Origin of the sequence: Campylobacter jejuni (assembly GCF_049221745.1) — a bacterium.
Lineage (GTDB): Bacteria > Campylobacterota > Campylobacteria > Campylobacterales > Campylobacteraceae > Campylobacter_D > Campylobacter_D jejuni_E.
The window spans coordinates 94,125-115,191 of sequence record NZ_JBMJAO010000001.1; the positions used below are offsets into that span (position 1 = coordinate 94,125).

Below are 21,067 nucleotides of genomic sequence, written 5' to 3' on the forward strand. Positions count from 1 at the left end.
TAAAACCCCGCCTTAAAGTTAGACTTGAAAACTTCTTAGAATTTATAAAGAGCTTGAAGTCTTACAGTGCTATGATCAGCACTTTCTTTAGTGTTTACACCTTCATCTAGGTTCACATAAGAATAGAATGCTGAGAAGTTAAGTTTTGGAGAGTATTTGTAATCTACTCTTGCAACAGCTTCAAGTTTTTTACCGCCACCTAAATGATTAGCAGCTTCTGTTTTTGTTCCACCGTATACGAAGTCAGCACCAACGCGAACTGTTTCGTTGAAAGTATATCCACCAGTTACATAACCAAAAATATTTCTACCAGTGTCGCCATTTAGTCTTGAACCAGTAGTATAGAAAATTTCCTCACCTGCAAGTAAAGAGTCAAGATTACCTTGATCTTCGATTACAACTGTAGAAGCTTTTTCTTTGTCACCGTAGTATAAACCACCAAGGCTAGCATCCCAGCCATTTACTTCAACACTACCTCTTAAAGCAAATAAGTTACCATTAGCGTGTGTTTTATCATCAAGTTCGCTATCAATGCTATTTCCTAAGTAAGCACCTTCAAGTGTCCAGTTGATTCCATCAAAGATGGTAGTGCTATAAGCTGCATCTACAGCATAAAAGAATGCTACTTGATCCCAATAAGCTAACCATAATTGTGGGTTGAATTGTCCACCTAAGAATTCATAAGAACCTACAGCAGCACCACCATAAAGATTTCCAATTGAATCTAATTTAAAAGGAGCTATTTTAGGTGTAGCAGATGATACATTACTAGATCCTAATAAATCCGCACCTTGTTCATCAGCCATAAAGCTATCTACAGCAAAAGCAGCTAGAGTTAAACCATCAATGCTGTTGTTTACTACTTTAACACCTGTTCCAACTAAACCATCGATACCATTGTCTGTCCAGATAGTGTTTAGTTGTTGTTTACCAGCGATTACGCTTGTAGCAACATCTTCATTTGTATAAGTTAAGTATAATTGACGAACAAAAAGTCCTTTTTGATCATTTTTTATTCCATTAGCACCATAACCACCATCAGCAGCGTTGTAGTCGAACTGAACGAAAGCTTTGAAGTTATCAGCTATAGCAGCACTGAAGTTAACTTGTGCTCTATATTTGTGATCTTGTTTGCTGTTGTTTAAATTTGAGTTGTTAATGAAATTTTTATCAAAATTACCTGTATCGTATCTGTATCTTAATACACCCGATACATCAACATCTTTAATCGCTTCTTCAAGTGGAGTAGCGTTAGCTGCTGAAAAAGCACCTGCAGCAAGAGCTGCAACTAAACTAAGTTTAACTAGTTTCATGAGAATTCTCCTTGTCAAAATTAATAAAACATCGTAATTGTAGCACATAAATTTGGAGTTTTTTCTTAAGAAGCGCTTAAAATAGTAAAAATTTTAAATCCGAAGGATAAAAACATCTAAAGAAAAACCTAGCTAATAGGGACTTAAGCTAGGCGTATAATTTTAAGGAGTTTTTCTTATGAATGTTTTTCGGTTCGTTTAGAAGTATAAGCCTAAAAAGTAAACGAGAAGTAATATATAGTTGTTTTAAATTATTTTGATAAAAAAACAAGTAAATTTTTACAAGCTAGGGATAAAATTTTATAAGTTTCATCAAAATTCCTGCTATACCAAGGATCGGGCACTTCATCATAGTTTAGAGTAGGGCTAAAATCAGTGATTTTTAAAACTTTGTTTTGAGTGTTGGTGAAGTTTTTCAAAACATTTTTGAAGTTGGAACTGTCCATGGTGATTAAAAAATCGCTTTCATCACAAAGTTTTTGAGTGAGTTTTTTGCTTGTGAAGTTTTTGTGCTCTATGTTAAGTTGAGCAAGCTTGTTTTTGGTGCCATAGTGCATACCTTCTCCATCGTGTTCTCCTGAAGTTCCAGCACTGCTTATAAAAAATTCTTTTTCTAAATTTGCTTTTTTGACAAGATCTTTCATGATAAATTCTGCCATAGGCGAACGGCATATATTGCCTAAGCATATAAAGAGTATTTTTTTCATTTTTATCCTTGAGTTTTAATTAAAAATTATAAAAAATATCATACAATAAATCCATGGAAAATTTCAATAGAACTTTGCTTGTGTGTTGGTTTGGTGTTTTTACCACAAGTATGGGGCTTAGTCAAATCGCTCCGATTTTGCCTTTTTATATCAAAGAACTAGGACATGTTGATACGAGTGAAATAGCGTTTTATTCAGGGCTTGCTTTTGGGATCACTCCGCTTTTTATGGCTGTTTTTTCACCTTTGTGGGCTTTTTTGGGTGCAAAGTATGGTTATAAAAATATGCTTCTTCGTGCAAGTTTTGGGATGTCGGTTTTAACCTTATGGCTTAGTTTTGCTCATAGTGCTTTAGAAGTGGTTTTTGTGCGGGGTTTAACAGGGGTAATTTCGGGTTTTACTTCTGCTGCTATTGTGTTTATCGCTGTGATAGCACCTAAAGAAAAAGTGGCTTATGCTTTAGGAACTCTTTCTACGGCTTCTATAAGTGGAAGTTTGCTTGGGCCTTTGTTTGGTGGCTTTGTGGCTGAATTTTTTAGCATTAGTGCGGTTTTTGATGTGGTGGCTTTTTTGATCGCTTGTTCTTTTGTGACGATTTATTTTTTCATCCATGAGAGAAAAATTCAAAAAGAGGCGAAGAAAAATACTCAAAAAGTGGAAGAAAACAAAACCCTTATCATCGTTCTTTTTATCACTACTTTTGTGATACAATTTGGTACTTTTGGAGTGATGCCGATTTTAAGTATTTATGCTGAGCAAATTCATCAAGGTGGAAATTTGGCTCTTTGGGCGGGTATAGTGGTGGCTGCAAGTGGGATTAGCAATCTTTTTTTCGCGCCAAAACTTGGAAAAATTGCTGATAAGATAGGGCCTAGTAAGATTATTTTGATAGCTTTGATATTTTGTGGAATTTGCTTTTATTTACAGGCTGTAGCAAGTAATGTTTATACGCTTATTTTCGTGCGTTTACTTATAGGTATAGGACTTGGAGGGCTTTTGCCTTGTGTGAATGCCTTGCTTAAAAAAAGTGTGAGTGCTAAAAATTTAAGTGTGATTTTTGGTTTTAATCAAACTTGTCAATTTTTGGGAAATTTTTGCGGTGCTTTTGGCGGAGGGCTTATGGCTTCGCATTTTAGCGTGGAATTTGTTTTTGCTTTTGTGTGTTTGATTTTTATCATTAATGCTTTTATTTTCTTAGCGTTTGAGAAAAAATATATCTTTTCAAATCAAGGTTTATAAATTTAGAAAGGTTTAAAATGGAAATGATTTTATTTGCTTTAGTGATGATTTTGCTTGTGTTTTTATTTATAGTACTTTTTAGGCAATATAAAAGCTCTAAAATAGAAAAAAAAGCACGCAAAGCTTTAGTGATATCATGCAGCTTAAATCCATAGGAGAGTTAAGTGTTTTTCAAGTTTTTAGTAAAGAGATTGTTACTAAAAAAGATAGTGCTTTTAATGGAATTTGGAAAAATCTTTTAGGATGGTCTTTGAGTGAAAGACAGATTGCATTGATTTTTGAATTTGAGATCACTTTTTTGTATGATTTAAGAGATAAAAACTTTGATATTTTGTCTTTAGGGGACGATGCTTATAAGATCATCATGCCAGAGTGTAGATATAAACACAGCATCATAGATATGAAATTTTATGATGAAAAAAATGCTAAATTTTTACCTTTTTTACTGCCTGATTCTATCAATAGTACGGGGATTAGTTTTAGCGAAAGTGATAAAAACAAACTCATAAAAGAAGCTAAAGATGAGGTTAAAGACTTGTCTTTAAATCTTATCCAAAATTTAGAAAGCAAAATTCATAAAAGTGCTAAGGATACTTTAGAGGCAATTGCTAAAGGTTTTGGAGCTAAGAGAGTGGAATTTGAATTTAAGGATAACACGCAAAAGCTAGATGTAAACTAGCTTTTTTCTTTTCTTGCTTGGGTGATGCTTAGTTTGTTATTTTATAAATTTTTTGATTATTTCATAGTTTTGTAAAAGCTGCTCAAAAGAAAAATTTAAATTTGCAGGAGAAGTTGAGGGTAGGGCTATGGCTTTTAAATGAGAGTGAAATTTAGTAAAAAATTTATAAGCACTTTGTCCAGTGGTAAAAATGGCTTGGATTTTGGCTTGAGAAAGGATTAGGCTTAAATCATTAGCTTTTGCATAACTTATAGTTTTATCATCTGAATTTTTTATCTTGCAACTTTGAAGTACATCCCAAAGGGCAATATGCTTTTTTCTTAAAAAGGCTTGTTGTTTTGTGATATTTTCTAATTTCACATCAAAAAGTGTTTCTAGTATAGGCCAAAAACGATTTCTTGGGTGTTGATAATAAAAGCCGTCTTGTCTTGATTTTACCGAAGGAAAAGATCCCAAAATTAAGATTTTAGAATCTTTGTCAAAAAAAGGCTCAAAAGGATGAGTTAGAAATTCACTCACTCACACAAATCCACAGAAATTTTTCCGTTTTTAATTTCGCTAATTTTAACTTTTAAGTTTTGGTTTTCACTTAAATTAAGATGCTTGATTTTTGAACTATGCAATAAACCATCAACACCATTTTTAAGTTCCACAAAGGCTCCAAAAGGAGCGATTTTTTTAACAATACCTTGAAATTCTTGCCCAAGTTCAAAGCCTGATATATCTTTGTCTTTAGAGCCTTTTTTAGTTCCTTTTTGAGAGCTTGTGATGTTTATGATGTAGTCTTTTGCGGCTTTGATTTGCTCGTTTTGACTACCTGCTATTTTTACTTCACCTTTTTCGCGATCTAAGTCTATAGAAACGCCAAATTTTTCTACGATTTCTTTGATGGTTTTTCCAGCTTGTCCTATAATATCAACGATTTTTGAAGGATCGACACTAAAAAGTTCAAGTTTAGGTAAAACTTCTTCATTGACTACGATTTTTTTTGCGGCTTCTTCCATGATATTTAGAATATGAATTCTTCCTTCTTTGGCTTGGTATAAAGCTTGTTTTAGTGTTTTTTGATCGATTCCGCCTAGTTTTATATCCATTTGAAGGGCAGTAACGCCGTCTTTGCTTCCTGCTACTTTAAAGTCCATATCCCCATCATGATCTTCAAGTCCTATGATATCTGTTAAAACAGCATGCTTGTTATCTTCAAAGATAAGCCCCATGGCTACTCCTGCAACAAGTTTTAAGCTTGGCACTCCTGCTGCTTTTAAGGCCAAAGATCCACCGCAAACCGTTGCCATAGAACTTGAGCCATTGCTTTCTAAAATTTCACTGACCAAGCGGATTACATAAGGATAATTTTCATCTACGCTTGGATAAAGTGCTCTTTTGGCTAAATTTCCATGTCCTAGTTCTCTTCTTCCTGGAGCTTTGATAGGACTTGCTTCGCCTACTGAAAAACCTGGAAAATTATAATTTACCATAAAGCGTTCACTTATAGGATTTTTTTCTGTAAGCAAGTCTATCATTTGAGCATCATTTTCTCCACCTAAGGTTGCAACCACTAGGGCTTGAGTTTGTCCACGAGTGAAAAGACAAGAACCATGAGCGTTTGGTAAGATATTGGTTTCTATGCTGATAGGACGAACCTCGTTTAAACTTCTACCATCAGCTCTTTTGCCTTCATTTAAAATTTGCTCACGAATAAGTTTGCGTTTGGCTTTAGCTAAGGCATCTAAGACACTTTCTTCGCTCCAGTCTTTAGCGATTTCAAGATTTAAAATTTCTTTAGCGATTTTATTTAGTTCGCTTGCTCTTTCGCTTTTTGCCATTTGATTGATGGCTTCTTTGATTTGTTTTTGGAAATTATTTTCTATAAAAGCTAAAATTTCAGGATGTTCAATCTCATTTTTTAGTTCGATTTGAGAATTTTTTTTGTGTTTACTAAAGGCTTCTTCATAAGCATTTGAACCATTTAATATAGCTTTTTGAGCTAAATTTAGAGCTTCTAAAATTTCATCTTCGCTAAGTTCATTCATATTTTGCGAAGTGGTTTGAGTTAAAACATCAGCATAAGGAGCTTCGATAAAGATTTCATTTTCTTTTTGATCAGGTAAAGCTCTCATTTCTATCATCAAAAGCTCATCTTTTACACCTGCTACATAGAGATCTAGAGTGCTATTTTGAAGCTCTTCATTGTTTGGATTGAGTATGAAATTTCCATCTATCTTTCCTATGCGAACACCACATACTGGAGCTTTCATAGGTATATCACTAAGATAAAGTGCCACGCTTGCGGCATTTAAGCTCATTACTTGCAAATCTACTTTAGGATCAGCTGAGAGAACCATCACAACGATTTGAGTTGGATAAGCATAGCCTTTTGGAAAAAGAGGGCGTAAGCTTCTATCAATAATGCGCGCTGTTAAGGTTTCTGCATCGCTTGGCTTGGTTTCTCTTTTGACATAACCACCAGGGATTTTTCCTGCGGCATAAGCTTTTTCGATGTATTGGACGGTTAGAGGTAAAAAATCTTCTTCAACTTGTTTTTCTTCTCTTGCAATCGTAGCTAAAACAACGCTTTTGCCTTGTCTCATTAAAACAGCACCGGCAGCTTGTTTGGCGACTTTATCTATATCAAATATTTCTGTATTTTTGTTAATCTCTATGCTGTATTGCATTATTTTTCCTTTTTTACCAGATAATAAATTCGTAAAATTTTTTAAAATATTTAGCAAATTTCATCCTTTTTAAATTTTGTTTTCACTTTCTGCTAAAGAGAAATCGTATTTTACTCCTCCTAAAGGATAGAAGTTGAAAATAAAATAAACTCCACTTTGATTTTTAGCTGTGATACCACCACTTGTGAGTTGTGGATCGATTCTTTCTCTATACATTAAAGAATAGTTCCAACATTTTCTTTGGTAGGTGTAGCCAAGTTCCCACATGTTTACATGAGCTCTTTGAGTATCAAACCAAATTCCACCAAATAAATTGTAATTAGGTGTAGCAATATAATTTGCTCTTGTACCAATAAAGCTATATTTTCCATACTCATCGTTTTGATAAGCATGAGAAAATGTCCAGTTAAATTTTGAATTTGTATCGACTTCTATTTGGCTGATGATATTGGTAAAGCGACTTTGCTCATAAGAGTAAAGCATTTCACTATTAAAATTAATGTTTTCATTAAAATAATAAGTTAGAAGGTTTTCAAGTTCATAGAATTCATTTTGTTTATTGAGATAGTCAAGTGAAATTCTGTGTTTGATTTTTTTTTGTCCTTCATCATTATAAAAATATTGAACGGCATAAAAACTTGTATGTTCGTTTTCTTGATCGTATTCTTCAAGATAATCTTGCGTGATTTTACCTGATTTTGCTCCTGGTAAAACGTAATTCACCCCTAAATTTAAAGTATGAAAGAAATTTTCATAAGCTTTTGAAAGATCGGTGTAGAGATTAAAATCATGAGTGTTTCTGAAATAATGCTCATGGTTTCTTTCGGGATCGTTGTTATAATTTACAAAAGAAGCATAAAATCTTTCTGTAAAAGTAAAGTGTAAAAAGTCTCCAAAAAAAGCGCTGTGATACGAGATAGGTAAGTCTAAATTTAGCTCATTTGCATAAGAACCAGCAGGTCGGTAAAAATTATGAAATGAAGCATCAAATGAATAACGCAAGCGTTCATCAAAAAGGTTATTTAAAAATCTATGATATTGAAAGCTTGGATATTCTTGCAAGGTTGTATTGTTGCTAAGTTTAGATGTGTCGATATAATATCTTACATAAGCTCCATAAAAATTGTTTTCATCGGCTAAAAAATAATTGATTTTGGAGGTTACAAGCGAGTTAAGATCTCGATAATCCCTACTTCCTAAATTTAAATAATCCACATCGTTGAGATAGGTTGCATCTATCCATAGACCTTCTTGAAAATTATCGCTGAGTAAAGATTTGATTAAATCATCTCTTGAGTATTTTAATTCTATTCCATAGTGGGTTTGATTTTTCAAATTTTCATCGTGAAAATAGGAGTTGTTTTCTCTAAAAGTACCAAAATTTAATTCTCCTGTTGAATATGGAGAATCAAGAAATCTTAAAGTAGAATAAAGTCCAAAACCACGGTTTGTTCGAATTTGTGGATCAAGTTCTAAATCCCAATTTTCTTGAGTGGCTATATAAATAGGCTGTTCATAATATAAGCCTTCGCTACTTTTTAAAACGATTTTTGGGATTAAAAGCCCGCTTTGTCTATGAGTATCAGCGCTAAATCCAAAATAAGGTAGATAAAAAATTGGGGTATTTTTAACATATAATTTTGCGTTGTAGAGATGAACAAAATTAGTTTCCCGGTTAAGCCAGCCTTTTGAAAAACGAATTTCCCAATCAGGATCTTCAACATTGCAGCTTGAAACTGCTGAAATTTTACTTTCAAAGACTTTATCATTTAGATGACTTGTTTTGCTTTGAAACCATACTTCAAGATTGTTATTGGAAAAGAAAAAATTACTAAAATCAGCTTGATTGGAATTTAGGTTGATTTTAGCATAATCAGAATGTGATCTTTCGTTTTGTCCCCTTAGGATGTTAACATTGCCAAAAAGCTCAACATCTCCGGTTTTTTCATTGTAAATTGCTTTATTGGCAGTGATGAAATAAAAATCAGAAAAAATAATAACATCATTGTTCGCAGTAAGAATATCACCTTCTTTTTTTGCATCAAGAGCGTAAATATCAACTTGTGCTGCATTTAAAGCTATGCTAGTTCCTAGCAATAGGGAAAATTTACGCCACATTGACTACTATTGTCCTTGCTAGATAATCCTCCCAAGCTTTGCGCAAATCATTGCTTAAAGCCCAAGCAAATCCAAGCATAAATGCCATAGCGCTAACTTGTCTTATAGCAGATCTGATACAACTTTGGATGAGATTGGGTTTGTCAAGAAGATTTTCATCCAAGATGATAATTTTGCATAATATTTTTCCCAAACTTGCCCCATAAAGATAAGTAAAAATTGTTTGATAACTAAAATGAAGCAAGATGAAGCCAAGATAAAAATTTCCTATAATTTGAGTCGTTTCAAATAAATCTTTTGCTTGGATTAGACGATCATAAAAAATGATGAATACAATCAAAGAAATAATCATATCATCGATTAAAAAAGCTAGAACTCTTTTTCCAAAACTTGCTATTTTTAGATTTTCTCGCTCTAAGCGGTCTTGTAAATTTTCTTTCATTTAAGAACCTGATGAGCGATGTCTTTTCTGTATTGTTTTCCTTTGAAATTTACATTATCACAAAGTTTATAAGCATTTTGTTGCGCTTCTTCTATGCTTTTTCCTGTGCCAACGCAAACTAAAACTCTTCCACCATCAGCCATTAATTTGCCATCTTCTAGGCTTACTCCAGCATAAGAAATATGAGAGTTTTCAGGAATGTTATTTACGGTAATTTCACTTTTTGGTGAACTTTTGTAAGGATAGTTTTCACTCGCGCATACAACCCCTACTGCAAATTCTTTTTTGATTTTGATTTTTGTGTGTCTTAAGCGTCTTTGAGTAGCAGCTAAAATAAGTTCTAAAGGATCTTCGATTAAAGGCATTAAAACTTCACATTCAGGATCTCCAAAACGAACATTAAATTCTAATACATAAGGTTTATTTCCAACGATCATAGCGCCTATAAATAAAACACCACAAAATTCCGCTCCTTCTTTTTTCATACCTGCTAAAGTCGGTAAAATAATATCTTTTTGAACTTTTCTAAGCAAGCTTTCATTCGCCAAAGAGCTAGGGGCGTAAGCACCCATTCCACCAGTATTTGGACCTTGATCATTATCGAGTAATTTTTTGTGATCTTGTGCTGTAGGAAGTAAAACAAAATCATTGCCATCACATACTGCAAAAATACTTAATTCATAACCATCTAAAAATTCTTCAATTACAACGAGTTTTCCAGCATCTCCAAAGCTTTCTCCACTCAGCATTTTAGCTGTTTCTTCTATGGCTTCTTCATGAGTCTTAGCTATGATAACACCTTTTCCTGCACAAAGTCCATCGGCTTTTACTACTATAGGAGGGGTTAAACTATATATAAAATTTTTTGCTTTTTCAATGTCATTTGTGTTTAAAAATTTGGCTGTTTTAATGCGGTATTTTTTAAGAAAGCTTTTCATAAAAGATTTTGAGGTTTCAAGCATTGCAGCAGCTTTACTTGGCCCAAAAATAGCAAGTCCTTGTTGTTTAAAAATATCTACAACCCCTTCAGCTAAAAAACTTTCACTTCCTACTATGCAAAGATCAAAACCTTTTTCTTTTGCATAGGTTGCTAAAACTACTGGATCTTTTAGGTTTAAATTTGTTCCAAGACTTTCGGTAGCGCCATTTCCAGGAGCAAAATAAAACTCTAAATTTTTGTCTACTCTTCTTAAGGCTAAAGCAATAGAATATTCTCTTGCACCACTACCCAAAATCATTATTTTCATCTATATCTCCTTTTAAACCCAAACAGCCGTTTAACAAAGATTGACCCCAAAAAGTCAAAGAAAACCGCTAGGTAATTTTTAAAGGCTGCAACTTCTCGCTTTTTTCAAAGCTCAAACGATGCCACAGAACACGGTAAATTACACAATCGCAGTTAATAAAAATGTGTTGGATCACTTTAAATACCACAAACTGTTTAGGCAAGGAAATTATAACTTAATTTAGCTTAAATTTCTATGTCTTAAATCAGTTTAAATTTGGTTTTTCCTGATTTATCAAAATACTTTCCTTGTAAAATAATATCGGCAATATTTTCCCAAACATGTTTTTCATCAATATAGACTATATCAAAGGTATTATCACGCATTAAAGACTGATAATTTACTTTTTTAGGTGCGTATTTTACTAAATAATACGGATTTTGTGAAAAGTTTTCAATCTTTAATTTACATAATAAATCTAAATCCGATGTGACAACTAAAAATTTTTTTCTTTGTTCTTTTGTGATTTTTTGAATATACACTAAAAGTTTTTGATCAAAAGGATTTAGAGCAGATTTATTTAAGCGACTTAAGTAATGTTCTGCAAAAGAAAGAGAACAGAAAGAATTTTCTATATTGCTCATAGTAAAATAAGAATTTTTAACCCCTGATGATTTTAACGATAAGTGCCAAATTTTAATATCCATTATAGTTGCACATAGATTTAAACCTGTAACAATTTTTTTAAAGAGCTTTTCTCGCGAAAGCTTAAAAGCATTTTCGAAAATATTGTAATTTTTCTTATAAAAATCTTCTCTTATAGCATCAAGTCTTTTTAATGTTGTTCTGTAGTATTCTGCTTCTTTTTGTAGTTTAGCCAATCTTTCTTGTCGTGCTTTAAGTTTTTCAGGGTCTGCATTGACTGCATTGCTTTTAAGATTTATTTCAGATTGTAAAGTTTTCATTTGTGCTTCAAGTGAGGCTAGACGATTTTTTCTCGTATCTATGGTGGCTACTAAAGCTTGGTAATGACACTGCAAAGATAAAAAAGTTTCGTTAAAAATTTTAGTGATATTTGGTTTTTGATCAGCTATCATTTGTTTATATGAATTTTCTAAATGCATCATGATGCTTTTTAATGCGCTAAATTGGGTTTGGTCTATGCTATTATCCATAAAAATTAAAGTATCATAAGCTTTAAATAAAAATCTTTTAAGTATAAGATAATCAAGTATGCAAGGAATTTCCTTTTCGTCTTGTAGATTGGCTTGAAGCGTTTCTACGGATAAAATTTCATGGGCAAAATATTTTTGTATAGCTTGAGGTATAGTAAAAGAAAGAGGAATTTTTTCTATAGTGTCAAAGTCTGTTGTTCTATAGAGTTCTGTTATATAAGCACTTCTTCTTGAGTTTTGTAAGTCTTCTAATTCATCATCATTATCAGTTTTCCAAAAATCATGCTCAGTGATAAAATCCCCTTCTTTAAATTCTTGAAATTTTGAAGGTTTTATACCCGTTATGGTTTTGCTTGTTTGAACGGGCTTACCATCTTCTGCTTTTTTTTCGCTAGAAAGAGTTCTAAATTCCACAAGCATACCAACACTTGGCATACTTTTTTTATCATTCCAAATTTGGCGATTAAAGTCAAAAAAGGTATTTGCTGAGTTTGTAACGGTTCCACGTCCTGTAGAATCCATATAAATAGCTATTTTTCCATGCATATTTCTTCCTTGAAATTTCTTGAATAAATTCTAGCCTTATTTTTATAAAAATTTTATAATAAAAATAAGAACTAGAAAAAATGGATTATTCCCATTCTATGGTTGCAGGTGGTTTGCTTGAGATATCATAAACAACGCGGTTTATACCTTCTACTTCATTGATGATACGGCGACTTATATTTTCTAAAACTTCGTAAGGTAAATGCGAGAAAGTAGCTGTCATACCATCACTTGCATCTACAACGCGTATGCAAACTGCATTATCATAAGTGCGGTTATCCCCCATAACCCCAACACTTTTAACATTTAAAAGCACGCAAAATGCTTGCCAAGTTTTATCATACCAACCTGTACTTTTAAGTTCTTCAAGTAAAATCACATCAGCCTTGCGCAATAGTTCTAAGCTAGGACGATTTACTTCTCCCATAATGCGTATAGCAAGCCCTGGTCCAGGGAAAGGATGACGATAAACTACTTCTTTGCTAAGTCCAAGCTCAAGTCCTAAGGCACGCACTTCATCTTTAAAAATTTCTTTTAAAGGCTCTATGAGTTTAAGATTCATTTTTTCAGGTAAGCCTCCTACATTATGATGACTTTTAATGGTTTTGCTTGCACCTACAACAGAACTTTCTATGATATCAGTATAAAGTGTACCTTGAGCGAGATATTTTACATCTTTATGTTTTTTTGCTTCTTCTTCAAAAACTTCTATAAAGGTATTTCCTATGATTTTTCTTTTTTGCTCAGGATCTCTAACATTAGCTAAGCGACTTAAGAAAATTTCACTTGCATCAATGCTGATAAGATCAATACCTAAAGTATTTTTAAACATAAATTCAACTTGTTCTTTTTCTCCGCTTCTTAAAAGTCCATTATCTACAAAAACTACTATAACTTGTTCTTTTATAGCACTAGCTAAAAGTGCAGCAACTACACTACTATCTACTCCGCCACTTACAGCACAAAGCACTTTATCACTGCCTACTTCTTCACGGATTTTTTCTGCTTGAGTTTTTGCAAAAGAACCCATATTCCAAACGCTTTCACAATTACAAGCGTATTTAGCAAAATTTTTTAAGATATTTTTGCCAAATTCACTGTGTTGCACTTCTGGGTGAAATTGCAGAGCAAAAAATTTCTTATTTTCATTTCCAAAAACACAAAAAGGGCTATTTTCACTTGTGGCTAAAACTTCAAAACCTTGAGGTAAATTTTCTACTTTATCAGAATGACTCATCCAAACGGTTTGCTTTTTTGGAAGATTTTTAAATAAAGCACTATCTTTTTTAACTTCTATGTTTGCTTTGCCGTATTCTTTATGTCCTGCAGGTGCTACTGTAGCTTTGTAATGATGTGCCATCAGTTGCATACCATAACAAATTCCAAGAATAGGCAATCCTAAATCAAACACACCTTTATCGCAAAAATATGCATCAGTTGCATACACGCTTGCAGGACCTCCGCTTAAAATAATACCTTTTGGTTCTTTGGTTTTAATATCGGCTAAGCTTACATTAAAAGGTAAAATTTCAGTATAAACCCCCTGTTCTCTTAAGCGTCTTGCTATAAGTTGAGTGTATTGAGAGCCAAAATCTAAAACCAAAATATCTGCTTTTTTCATTATTTACCACCTACGTAATTGTTCATATTTTTTAATAGTTTTTACTGAACCATTTTGTTCATAGCTTGTGTATTGAGGATTGCCTTTATAGCCGCAAGCACAGAAGAAAATTAAGAAAAGAAATGCTAAAATCATCTTATGAGAAAAAGAAATAATATTAAGATGATTAAAAACGCTAGTGCTGTTATTAATGAATTGATGGATAAACCTCATTATAAGCCTTTAAAAACCTTATTTTTTTGCAAAGATTTTTTAAGTTCTTTTCCGCTTGCTAAGCAACGTTTGATTGCTAAAATTTATGTAAAAAATCATATTTTAAATATAATAACCTTACATCCAGCAGCTTATCAAGAATTAAATCATGATGATAGCAAAATTTATATTAAATTTCTCATAAAAGCATATGGACAAAAATATCCTTTAAGTGGATTTGTTGATATAAAAGATATAAAAATCTTTTCTCAAAAATACACTTATGCGGTAAATAAAAACAAAAATGATGAAAAACTCTCTAAAAATTCTTATTTGGAGCTTTCTAAGGGTGAATTTAAAAATTGCTTTAAAGATGAAAAATTATTTAAGAATTTTGAAGATTTAAGAGAACTTATAAAAAAAGGTTCTAATCTTGACTAAAGAGAATTTAGAAAATGAGTTAAAAACTCTTCCTAACAGTGCCGGAGTGTATCAATACTTTAATCAAGAAGGAAAACTTTTATATGTAGGTAAGGCTAAAAATCTTAAAAATCGTGTCAAATCTTATTTTGCTTTTACTCCAAATTTACATGCAAATCCAAGAAATTCTTTAAGAATTCAAAAAATGATTGAAGAAACAGTGCATTTAGAATTTATCACTACTAATTCAGAAGCCGATGCTTTGATTTTAGAAAATTCTTTTATCAAACAATTGCATCCAAAATATAATATTTTGCTAAGAGATGATAAAACTTATCCTTATATTTATGTGGATTTTGAAGAAGAATTTCCACGCTTTGAGATCACTAGAAAATTGGTAAAAAAAAGCAAAATTAAATATTTTGGCCCTTTTTTTAAAGGTGCTAGAGAGCTTTTAGATGCGCTTTATTTATACTATCCTTTAAAGCAAAAAGCAAGCTGTAAATCCCCTTGTATTTTTTATCAAATTTCTCGTTGTCTTGCGCCTTGTGATAAACGCATTAGCAAGGAAAAATACCTTGAAATTTTAGATGAGGCTATACACGCACTTTTAAATCCTAGTATTTTAATAAAAAATTTAGAAAAACAAATGTTTGTTTTAGCACAAAATGAAAATTACGAAGAAGCAGCTAAAGTAAGGGATCAGATTGCAACGATTAAAGATTTGGAAGTTAAAGTTGAAATAGATATTGCAAAATTAGAAGATTTTGAAGTATTTGCTTTAGCTTTTGAAAATTCCATGCTTTCAACCTTGCGTTTTGTAGTGCAAAATGGAAAAATTATCAGCGCAAATTCTAAGATTACTCCTATAAAAAATGATATACAATGGGATAAAAATGAAATTTACAAGCAACTGATTTTAGAAAATTTTAGCATGGATATTCCTTTGCTTGCAAATATTATTTATGTTTATGAAGAATTTGAAGATAGAATGCTTTTAGAAAAAATTTTAAGCCAAAGGTTTGATAAAAAAATCAGTATTAAAATCCCTAAAATAGGAGAAAAAAGAAGAATTTGTGATTTGGCTTTTCAAAATGCCCTTTTAAATATAGAAAAAGAGCAAAAAAATCATGATTTTACTATACAAAAAGAATTAAAGTCTTATTTTGAGCTTGAAAATTTACCAAATGATATAGAAATTTTTGATAATTCTCATTTACAAGGCGTGGCAAATGTTGGAGCTATGGTAACTTATAGAATAAATTCTTGGGATAAGTCAAAATATCGAAAATTTCATTTAAAACATAAAAATGACTACGATCAAATGCGTGAAGTTTTAACGCGTAGGGCTTTGGATTTTGATAAAATACCACCTCCTGATTTATGGCTTATAGATGGAGGCAAGGCCTTACTTGATTTAGCTAAAGAAATCATTGTAAGTAGTGGAGCTAATGTTGATATTTTAGCTATTTCAAAAGAAAAAATCGATGCAAAAGCACATAGGGCTAAAGGAGGTGTTAAGGATAAAATTCATTCCTTAAAAGGAGAATTTAGCCTAAGTATTAACGATAAAAAACTACAATTCTTACAGAAATTAAGAGATGAAGCACACCGTTTTGCTATCAGCTTTCATCAAAATACTAAGAAAAAACAAGACTTGAAAAGTTCTAAGCTTGCAAATTTAGGACTTAGTTCAGGGGTTATACAAAAACTTTTAGCGTATTATGGAAATTTTGAATCTATATATAAGGCTGATTTTAAAGATCTTGCAATGCTTGTAGGCAAGAAAGCGGCGCAAAAGATAAAGGAAAATTGATTTGATATTAGCAGGGATAATTTTTATTTTTAATCTAATTTTAGCGTATTTAAGTATTGATATCTCGAAACTTGATAGTGTTACTGAGCAACTGAAAATAGGTATATTTTCTAGCATTTTTGTTTTATCTTTAACACTTTTTATTTTTGCTTTTAGACAAAATAGAAATATAAATAAAATACATCAAAAAATTTTTTGCATGCAAAATGATTTTTTAAATTTTCAAAAAAAGATTGATGTTGATAGTGTGCTTGATTTGTTAAAGGAAAAATTTGAAACTACGGAGCAAAATTTAACTAAAATATCCCATGAAAAAGACAGATATTTGCATTTATTGGAGGAAAATTTATATCAGCTTGGAAATATATCCAATGCAATGCGTTGCTTAAATGAAGGATATAATAAAGAAATTAATTCTTTGATTTTAAATGCCTTAAATTCTCAAAAAGATCAAATTAGATTGGAATTAAATGAGGCTTTAGAGCATCATAAAAGCATTATAGGGACATCTCATGGAAAGGTTTTGCAGTTTGAAGCAAGTGTGGCTATAGTTAATAATGATGAACTTGAGAATTTTTTACTTGCAAATTTGCTTTCGTATTTTGGCATAGAAAGTACTTGTTTTAAAAATTTAAGTTTTGATGTTAATGATTTCCATTTGATTTTTATCAAGGATAAAATTTTAAATGAAAATGTAAAGAAAAACTATGATTTTATAGTGATGGGTCGCCGTAAAAATACACATTATGAGTATTTTTTAACTTTACCTTTTGAAAAAAAAGATCTTGAAAATATTTTGCAAAACAAGCTTGATAAGGTTTGCACTTTAAAATTTAAAACCCCTTATCAAAACAATGTATTGCTTTTTAAACAAAATGATTTTGATGCAACCTTATTTTTTAATATAATAGAAAAACAATGCGATAAAAATATATGTATAAATTCTTTTAGTCAATTAAAACAAGAATTAAGTAAAGAAACTTATCGTTTAGTTTTACTTGATTATGAATTGATTAAATTTGATCTTGAACAAATGAGAAATTTGCTAAGTGCTTATAAAAAACAGCATCCGCAAAGCCATATCATCTTTTTTTCAAAGGAAAAAGTTAGGGATTTTGATTGTGTGAGCGAAGTTTTAAGTGATGTAAGTAAAAATGACCTTGTAACTTTGCTTAGGAAGTATTTGCCAAAGGCCTAAAATTTATAAAATTTAACTCCAGCTAAATCGAGAATTTTTACCTTTTTTTCTTTGATAAGTTGATTTAAGAGAGTTTTGGATTGTTCATCAAATTTCGCTTCTATGTCTATTTCGCTTTGTGAGCGTAAATGAAGCATTTTTAATAATTCTTCTTCATTGAAGCTTAGTTTTTTACCTTCATAATGTCTTTTGGCTAAGAGTACGGGAGTGGAATCTATAAGTTTAGAAAGTTCTAAAAGTTTTTCTTCGCTTACTTTTTTAACAGCATAAGCAGGAGGTCTATCTATGGTGCTTAGATCAACTCTTAAAGGCATGATTTTTTTTAAAGCTTGATTGAGCGCTTTAAATTCTTCTTCGTTATCATTAAGATCTTTAACGACTAAAATTTCCATAATCAAATCTCCATTAAACCTAGCTCTAAAATCTGCCATTTTTTCTATCATTTTTTCCAAATCAATGTTTTTTAAAGCTCTATCAATACGATAAAAAGTTTTAGCAACTGCACTATCTAGGCTAAATTTGACCACATTTAGTTTTAACAAAGCATTGAATTTGTTTTCATCTAATACAGCTGTACCATTACTTAAAATAAGCAATTTTTTATCTTTAGCAATGCTGCGTAAAGATAAAATAAGCTCATTCAAATAAGGATAAAGACTAGGCTCTCCGTTGGCAGTAAGGGTAAGAAAATCAAATTCAACATTTTTTTTAAGCATAGCTTTAACTTCAGAAATAATTTTGTCTATGCTGATAATTTCATCTTGTTTTTCTTGGGCTTTTTTTGGATCAAGCTCGCAATAAACACAATCAAAATTGCATTGTTTTTTACTAGGGCTTAAATCTATACCCAAAGATCTTCCAAAACGCCTTGAGCTAACAGGACCAAAGAGTATTTTCATTTAGCTGAACTTTCTTGTACAAGCTTGATAAAATATTTTGCATTTTCAACAGGAATATCAGGCAAGATCCCATGTCCTAGGTTAAAAATATGAGCTTTACTTTGCATGGTTTTTAGTATTTTTTCTACTCCTTCTTTGATGGCATTTTTATCATAAAGTCTACAAGGCTCCATATTGCCTTGAAGAGTGTATTTATGAGATAATTTATCACTTGCTAAGTCAAGTGGAGTACTCCAATCAACCCCAAAAACATCAAAATTACCATCGATTCTATCCAAATAACCGCTAATGCCTTTAGGGAATAAAATTACAGGTATATTTGGGTATTTGCTTTTAATAAAATTTGAAATTTCAAGCATATAATTAAAAGAGAATTCAAAAAACTTATCGTATTCTAAAGCACTTGCCCAGCTATCAAAAATTTGTATAGCATTAGCACCTGCTTTAATTTGCTCTTCTAAATAAAGTTTTAAAACTTGAGTTAGTTTGTTTAGAATTTTATGTAAAAGTTCTGGGTTTTGATAAAGCATTTTTTTACACTTTGCATAATTTTTACTTCCGCTTCCTTCTATCATATAGGTAGCTATAGTCCAAGGGCTTCCACAAAATCCTATTAAAGCTTTGTTTTGAGATAATTTTTCTCTAGTAAGCTTTAAGGCATCATAGACATAATTTAATTTTTTATACGCATTTTGATCGTCAAGTTTTTCTAAGTCTTTTAGGGTTGAAATAGGATTGTCAAAAACAGGCCCTTCTCCTTTTTCAAAACGTAAATTCATACCCATTTCAAGAGGAACAACTAAGATATCTGAAAAAATGATTGCTGCATCTACATCTAAAATATCAATGGGCTGTAAAGAAACTTCAGAAGCTTTTTTATAGTCTTTGCATAAAGAGAGAAAATCACCAGCTTGTTTTCTTACTTCCATATATTCTGGCAAATATCTTCCTGCTTGACGCATCATCCAAATAGGGGTGTAGGGTGTAGGTTTTTTAAAGCAAGCATCAACAAAAATCATTATTTTCCTTTGTTTTTAGCAAAATTATAACAGAATTTGATAAATTAAATTGGTCAATTTTTCTATATTTTCTTCATATGGAGGAAATAATAAATTTTTCATTATTATCCAGAGTTATTAGAAATTTTACGAGAATTATTTGGAATTCTCGTTTATGCAGTTTGAGTTTTGATTGATTTGTATATTAAGCCTTTGTATTGTTTGTAGTATTTCCTGCGTCAATTGTAGCAAAAAGCTTATTTAGCAAAGTCTCCTCATTTTTTTTGTATTGATCTTCTCTCATTTTTTGCCAAGCATAAGATTTAAAATCTTCTCTAACAGCACTAAGATCAATATCTTCGTTAGTAAATTTACTCGAGCTTGTTTTTTCTTCTTCTTTTTCTTTTTTGTTTTTTACTTCATTTAATGTGGCTTGAAATTCATCTGCTGAAGTATTTTTCTCTTTAACCTTTGTTGTGGTGCTAAAAATAGCATTTGATGTTTTTTGAGTATTATCTACTACCATTTTCTCCTCCTTTATTTAACTTTACATTAAACAAACAAGCAATTTCTATTCCAATTTATACCTTTTTAAAACTTTTTCTTTGAAATTTTTTATAATTTAATTTATCTTTAGCAAAAAGCAAGGCAAAAATCAAAGCAGGGCTTACAAAAAGTGCTGAAAATAAAGCATTAAATTCTATACCCAATCCTGCTAAAACAATCCCACCTAAAAAACTTGCTAAAGCTATGCCTACATTAAAAGCTGCTTCATTCACGCTTACTGTACTATCTATGACTTTATAAGTATGGCGTTTAGCTTTAGCAATGCTAAGCATTTTTAGTGCAGGTATGGTTGAAAAGGCAAAAAATCCTATCAAGGCTACGCTAAAAATGATTAAATTTTTAGAATGCATGGTGAGAAATACGCTTAAAAATACTAGAACTTGTATGCTTAAAATAAGACGTAAGGAAAAAATAGCACCTTTTTTATCTACTATTTTTCCGCCCCATAAATTCCCGCAAATTGCACAAATTCCATATAAAAGCAAGATATAAGCTGTATTTTGGACTTTAAAACCGCTTATTTCTACAAGTAATTTTTGCAAATAAGTATAAAGAACGAATTGAGCCCCGCAACTACAAATGGTTATAGTATAAGTTTTTAACAAATTTTGATGCGAAAAAGCAGGGATTAAATTTTTAAGACTTGTTGGGCTAGGATGTAAATTTTTGGGCATCATATGCCATACTCCAAAAAATGCCAAGCTTGTAATGATAAAAATGAGTAAAAAGATAAATTTAAAGCCAAAATAATGCCCTATGAAAGTTCCAAGCGGTACTCCAGTAACTAAGGCTACAGTAAGTCCTGTGGCCATTATAGCTAGAGCGCTTGATTTTTTATCCTCTGGGGTTATAGCGCTAACAACTAAAGTAGCGATGACAAAAAACACTCCATGTTGTGTTCCTGCTATAAAACGTGCAAATGCTGTAAGATAGAAATTTTGGCTAAAAAAGATAATGAAATTTGCTAGAGCAAAAATTCCAAGATTGATTAAAAGTTGCGTATGTCTATGAAAACGACTTAAAGGTATGGTAATAAGAGGAGCACCTATAACAACACCTATGGCATATAAGGTTGTAAGATATCCCGCAGTTTTTGCATCTACGCTAAAATACGCTTCAACATCAACCAAAACTCCTGCCATAACAAATTCGGTTACACCCATACAAAAAGCACTAAGAGCTAGTGCAAAAAGAGCTTTTTTATAATTTTGCATTTATAATCCTTGGTTAAGATATA

The 21,067-nt window shown here is 31.5% G+C and carries 17 protein-coding genes and 1 pseudogene; 5 read left to right on the plus strand and 13 right to left on the minus strand.

The features are described from left to right. Positions 1 to 35 precede the first annotated feature (35 nt). Together porA and ACOTU8_RS00465 are read right to left on the minus strand one after the other, a co-directional pair. Positions 36 to 1,313 carry a major outer membrane protein gene (gene porA / locus ACOTU8_RS00460; protein WP_422341317.1) on the minus strand — a complete coding sequence of 426 codons (1,278 nt, stop codon included), beginning with the start codon at positions 1,311 to 1,313 and terminating at the stop codon, positions 36 to 38. A gap of 251 nt (positions 1,314 to 1,564) precedes the next feature. Beyond that, positions 1,565 to 2,020 carry a low molecular weight protein-tyrosine-phosphatase gene (locus tag ACOTU8_RS00465; protein ID WP_422341318.1) on the minus strand — a complete coding sequence of 152 codons (456 nt, stop codon included), beginning with the start codon at positions 2,018 to 2,020 and terminating at the stop codon, positions 1,565 to 1,567. Between the two features lie 53 nt (positions 2,021 to 2,073). Here ACOTU8_RS00465 and ACOTU8_RS00470 point away from each other — a divergent pair, with 53 nt between their 5' ends. Next, positions 2,074 to 3,258, plus strand: coding sequence for an MFS transporter (locus ACOTU8_RS00470; RefSeq protein WP_422341319.1), 1,185 nt, complete (start codon positions 2,074 to 2,076; stop codon positions 3,256 to 3,258). A gap of 17 nt (positions 3,259 to 3,275) precedes the next feature. Beyond that, positions 3,276 to 3,937, plus strand: a pseudogene (locus tag ACOTU8_RS00475) (DUF4230 domain-containing protein). Positions 3,938 to 3,973: 36 nt separating this feature from the next. On the opposite strand, the gene ACOTU8_RS00480 reads toward ACOTU8_RS00475, so the two are convergent. From ACOTU8_RS00480 to guaA, 7 genes are all read right to left on the minus strand, one after another. Further along, complete coding sequence (locus ACOTU8_RS00480) at positions 3,974 to 4,456, minus strand: DNA-deoxyinosine glycosylase (protein WP_422341320.1); 483 nt, start codon at positions 4,454 to 4,456, stop codon at positions 3,974 to 3,976. Further along, positions 4,453 to 6,612, minus strand: a complete 2,160-nt coding sequence (pnp, locus tag ACOTU8_RS00485; protein ID WP_422341321.1) for a polyribonucleotide nucleotidyltransferase — start codon at positions 6,610 to 6,612, stop codon at positions 4,453 to 4,455. The genes ACOTU8_RS00480 and pnp overlap by 4 nt, the downstream gene beginning before the upstream one ends. Positions 6,613 to 6,681: 69 nt before the next feature. Continuing rightward, positions 6,682 to 8,730, minus strand: a complete 2,049-nt coding sequence (locus ACOTU8_RS00490) for an LPS-assembly protein LptD (protein ID WP_422341322.1) — start codon at positions 8,728 to 8,730, stop codon at positions 6,682 to 6,684. Then, positions 8,720 to 9,172, minus strand: coding sequence for an RDD family protein (locus ACOTU8_RS00495; RefSeq protein ID WP_422341323.1), 453 nt, complete (start codon positions 9,170 to 9,172; stop codon positions 8,720 to 8,722). Before ACOTU8_RS00495 ends, ACOTU8_RS00490 begins: the two co-directional genes overlap by 11 nt. Continuing rightward, on the minus strand, positions 9,169 to 10,419 hold the full coding sequence (gene purD, locus ACOTU8_RS00500) for a phosphoribosylamine--glycine ligase (protein WP_422341324.1): 1,251 nt from the start codon (positions 10,417 to 10,419) through the stop codon (positions 9,169 to 9,171). The genes ACOTU8_RS00495 and purD overlap by 4 nt, the downstream gene beginning before the upstream one ends. Before the next feature lie 239 nt (positions 10,420 to 10,658). Further along, entirely contained in the window at positions 10,659 to 12,119 is a 1,461-nt protein-coding gene (locus ACOTU8_RS00505; RefSeq protein ID WP_422341325.1) for a hypothetical protein, read from the minus strand. Between the two features lie 85 nt (positions 12,120 to 12,204). Beyond that, complete coding sequence (gene guaA, locus ACOTU8_RS00510; RefSeq protein WP_422341326.1) at positions 12,205 to 13,740, minus strand: glutamine-hydrolyzing GMP synthase; 1,536 nt, start codon at positions 13,738 to 13,740, stop codon at positions 12,205 to 12,207. Positions 13,741 to 13,878: 138 nt separating this feature from the next. Here guaA and ACOTU8_RS00515 point away from each other — a divergent pair, with 138 nt between their 5' ends. The 3 genes from ACOTU8_RS00515 to ACOTU8_RS00525 are packed head-to-tail and all read left to right on the plus strand — an operon-like array spanning position 13,879 to position 17,366. After that, positions 13,879 to 14,373: a hypothetical protein gene (locus ACOTU8_RS00515; RefSeq protein WP_422341327.1), complete on the plus strand. Its 495-nt coding sequence runs from the start codon at positions 13,879 to 13,881 to the stop codon at positions 14,371 to 14,373. Continuing rightward, positions 14,366 to 16,168 carry an excinuclease ABC subunit UvrC gene (gene uvrC / locus ACOTU8_RS00520; protein WP_422341328.1) on the plus strand — a complete coding sequence of 601 codons (1,803 nt, stop codon included), beginning with the start codon at positions 14,366 to 14,368 and terminating at the stop codon, positions 16,166 to 16,168. Before ACOTU8_RS00515 ends, uvrC begins: the two co-directional genes overlap by 8 nt. A gap of 1 nt (position 16,169) precedes the next feature. Next, positions 16,170 to 17,366 carry a hypothetical protein gene (locus tag ACOTU8_RS00525; RefSeq protein ID WP_422341329.1) on the plus strand — a complete coding sequence of 399 codons (1,197 nt, stop codon included), beginning with the start codon at positions 16,170 to 16,172 and terminating at the stop codon, positions 17,364 to 17,366. Here ACOTU8_RS00525 and ACOTU8_RS00530 read toward each other — a convergent pair. The 4 genes from ACOTU8_RS00530 to ACOTU8_RS00545 all read right to left on the minus strand — a co-directional run bounded on the left by ACOTU8_RS00530 (position 17,363) and on the right by ACOTU8_RS00545 (position 21,044). Next, on the minus strand, positions 17,363 to 18,265 hold the full coding sequence (locus ACOTU8_RS00530) for a radical SAM protein (RefSeq protein WP_422341330.1): 903 nt from the start codon (positions 18,263 to 18,265) through the stop codon (positions 17,363 to 17,365). The genes ACOTU8_RS00525 and ACOTU8_RS00530 overlap by 4 nt on opposite strands. Next, entirely contained in the window at positions 18,262 to 19,284 is a 1,023-nt protein-coding gene (gene hemE / locus ACOTU8_RS00535) for a uroporphyrinogen decarboxylase (RefSeq protein WP_422341331.1), read from the minus strand. The genes ACOTU8_RS00530 and hemE overlap by 4 nt, the downstream gene beginning before the upstream one ends. Before the next feature lie 184 nt (positions 19,285 to 19,468). Further along, positions 19,469 to 19,789, minus strand: coding sequence for a hypothetical protein (locus ACOTU8_RS00540; RefSeq protein WP_422341332.1), 321 nt, complete (start codon positions 19,787 to 19,789; stop codon positions 19,469 to 19,471). Between the two features lie 55 nt (positions 19,790 to 19,844). Then, entirely contained in the window at positions 19,845 to 21,044 is a 1,200-nt protein-coding gene (locus ACOTU8_RS00545; protein ID WP_422341333.1) for an MFS transporter, read from the minus strand. Between the last annotated feature and the right edge of the window lie 23 nt (positions 21,045 to 21,067).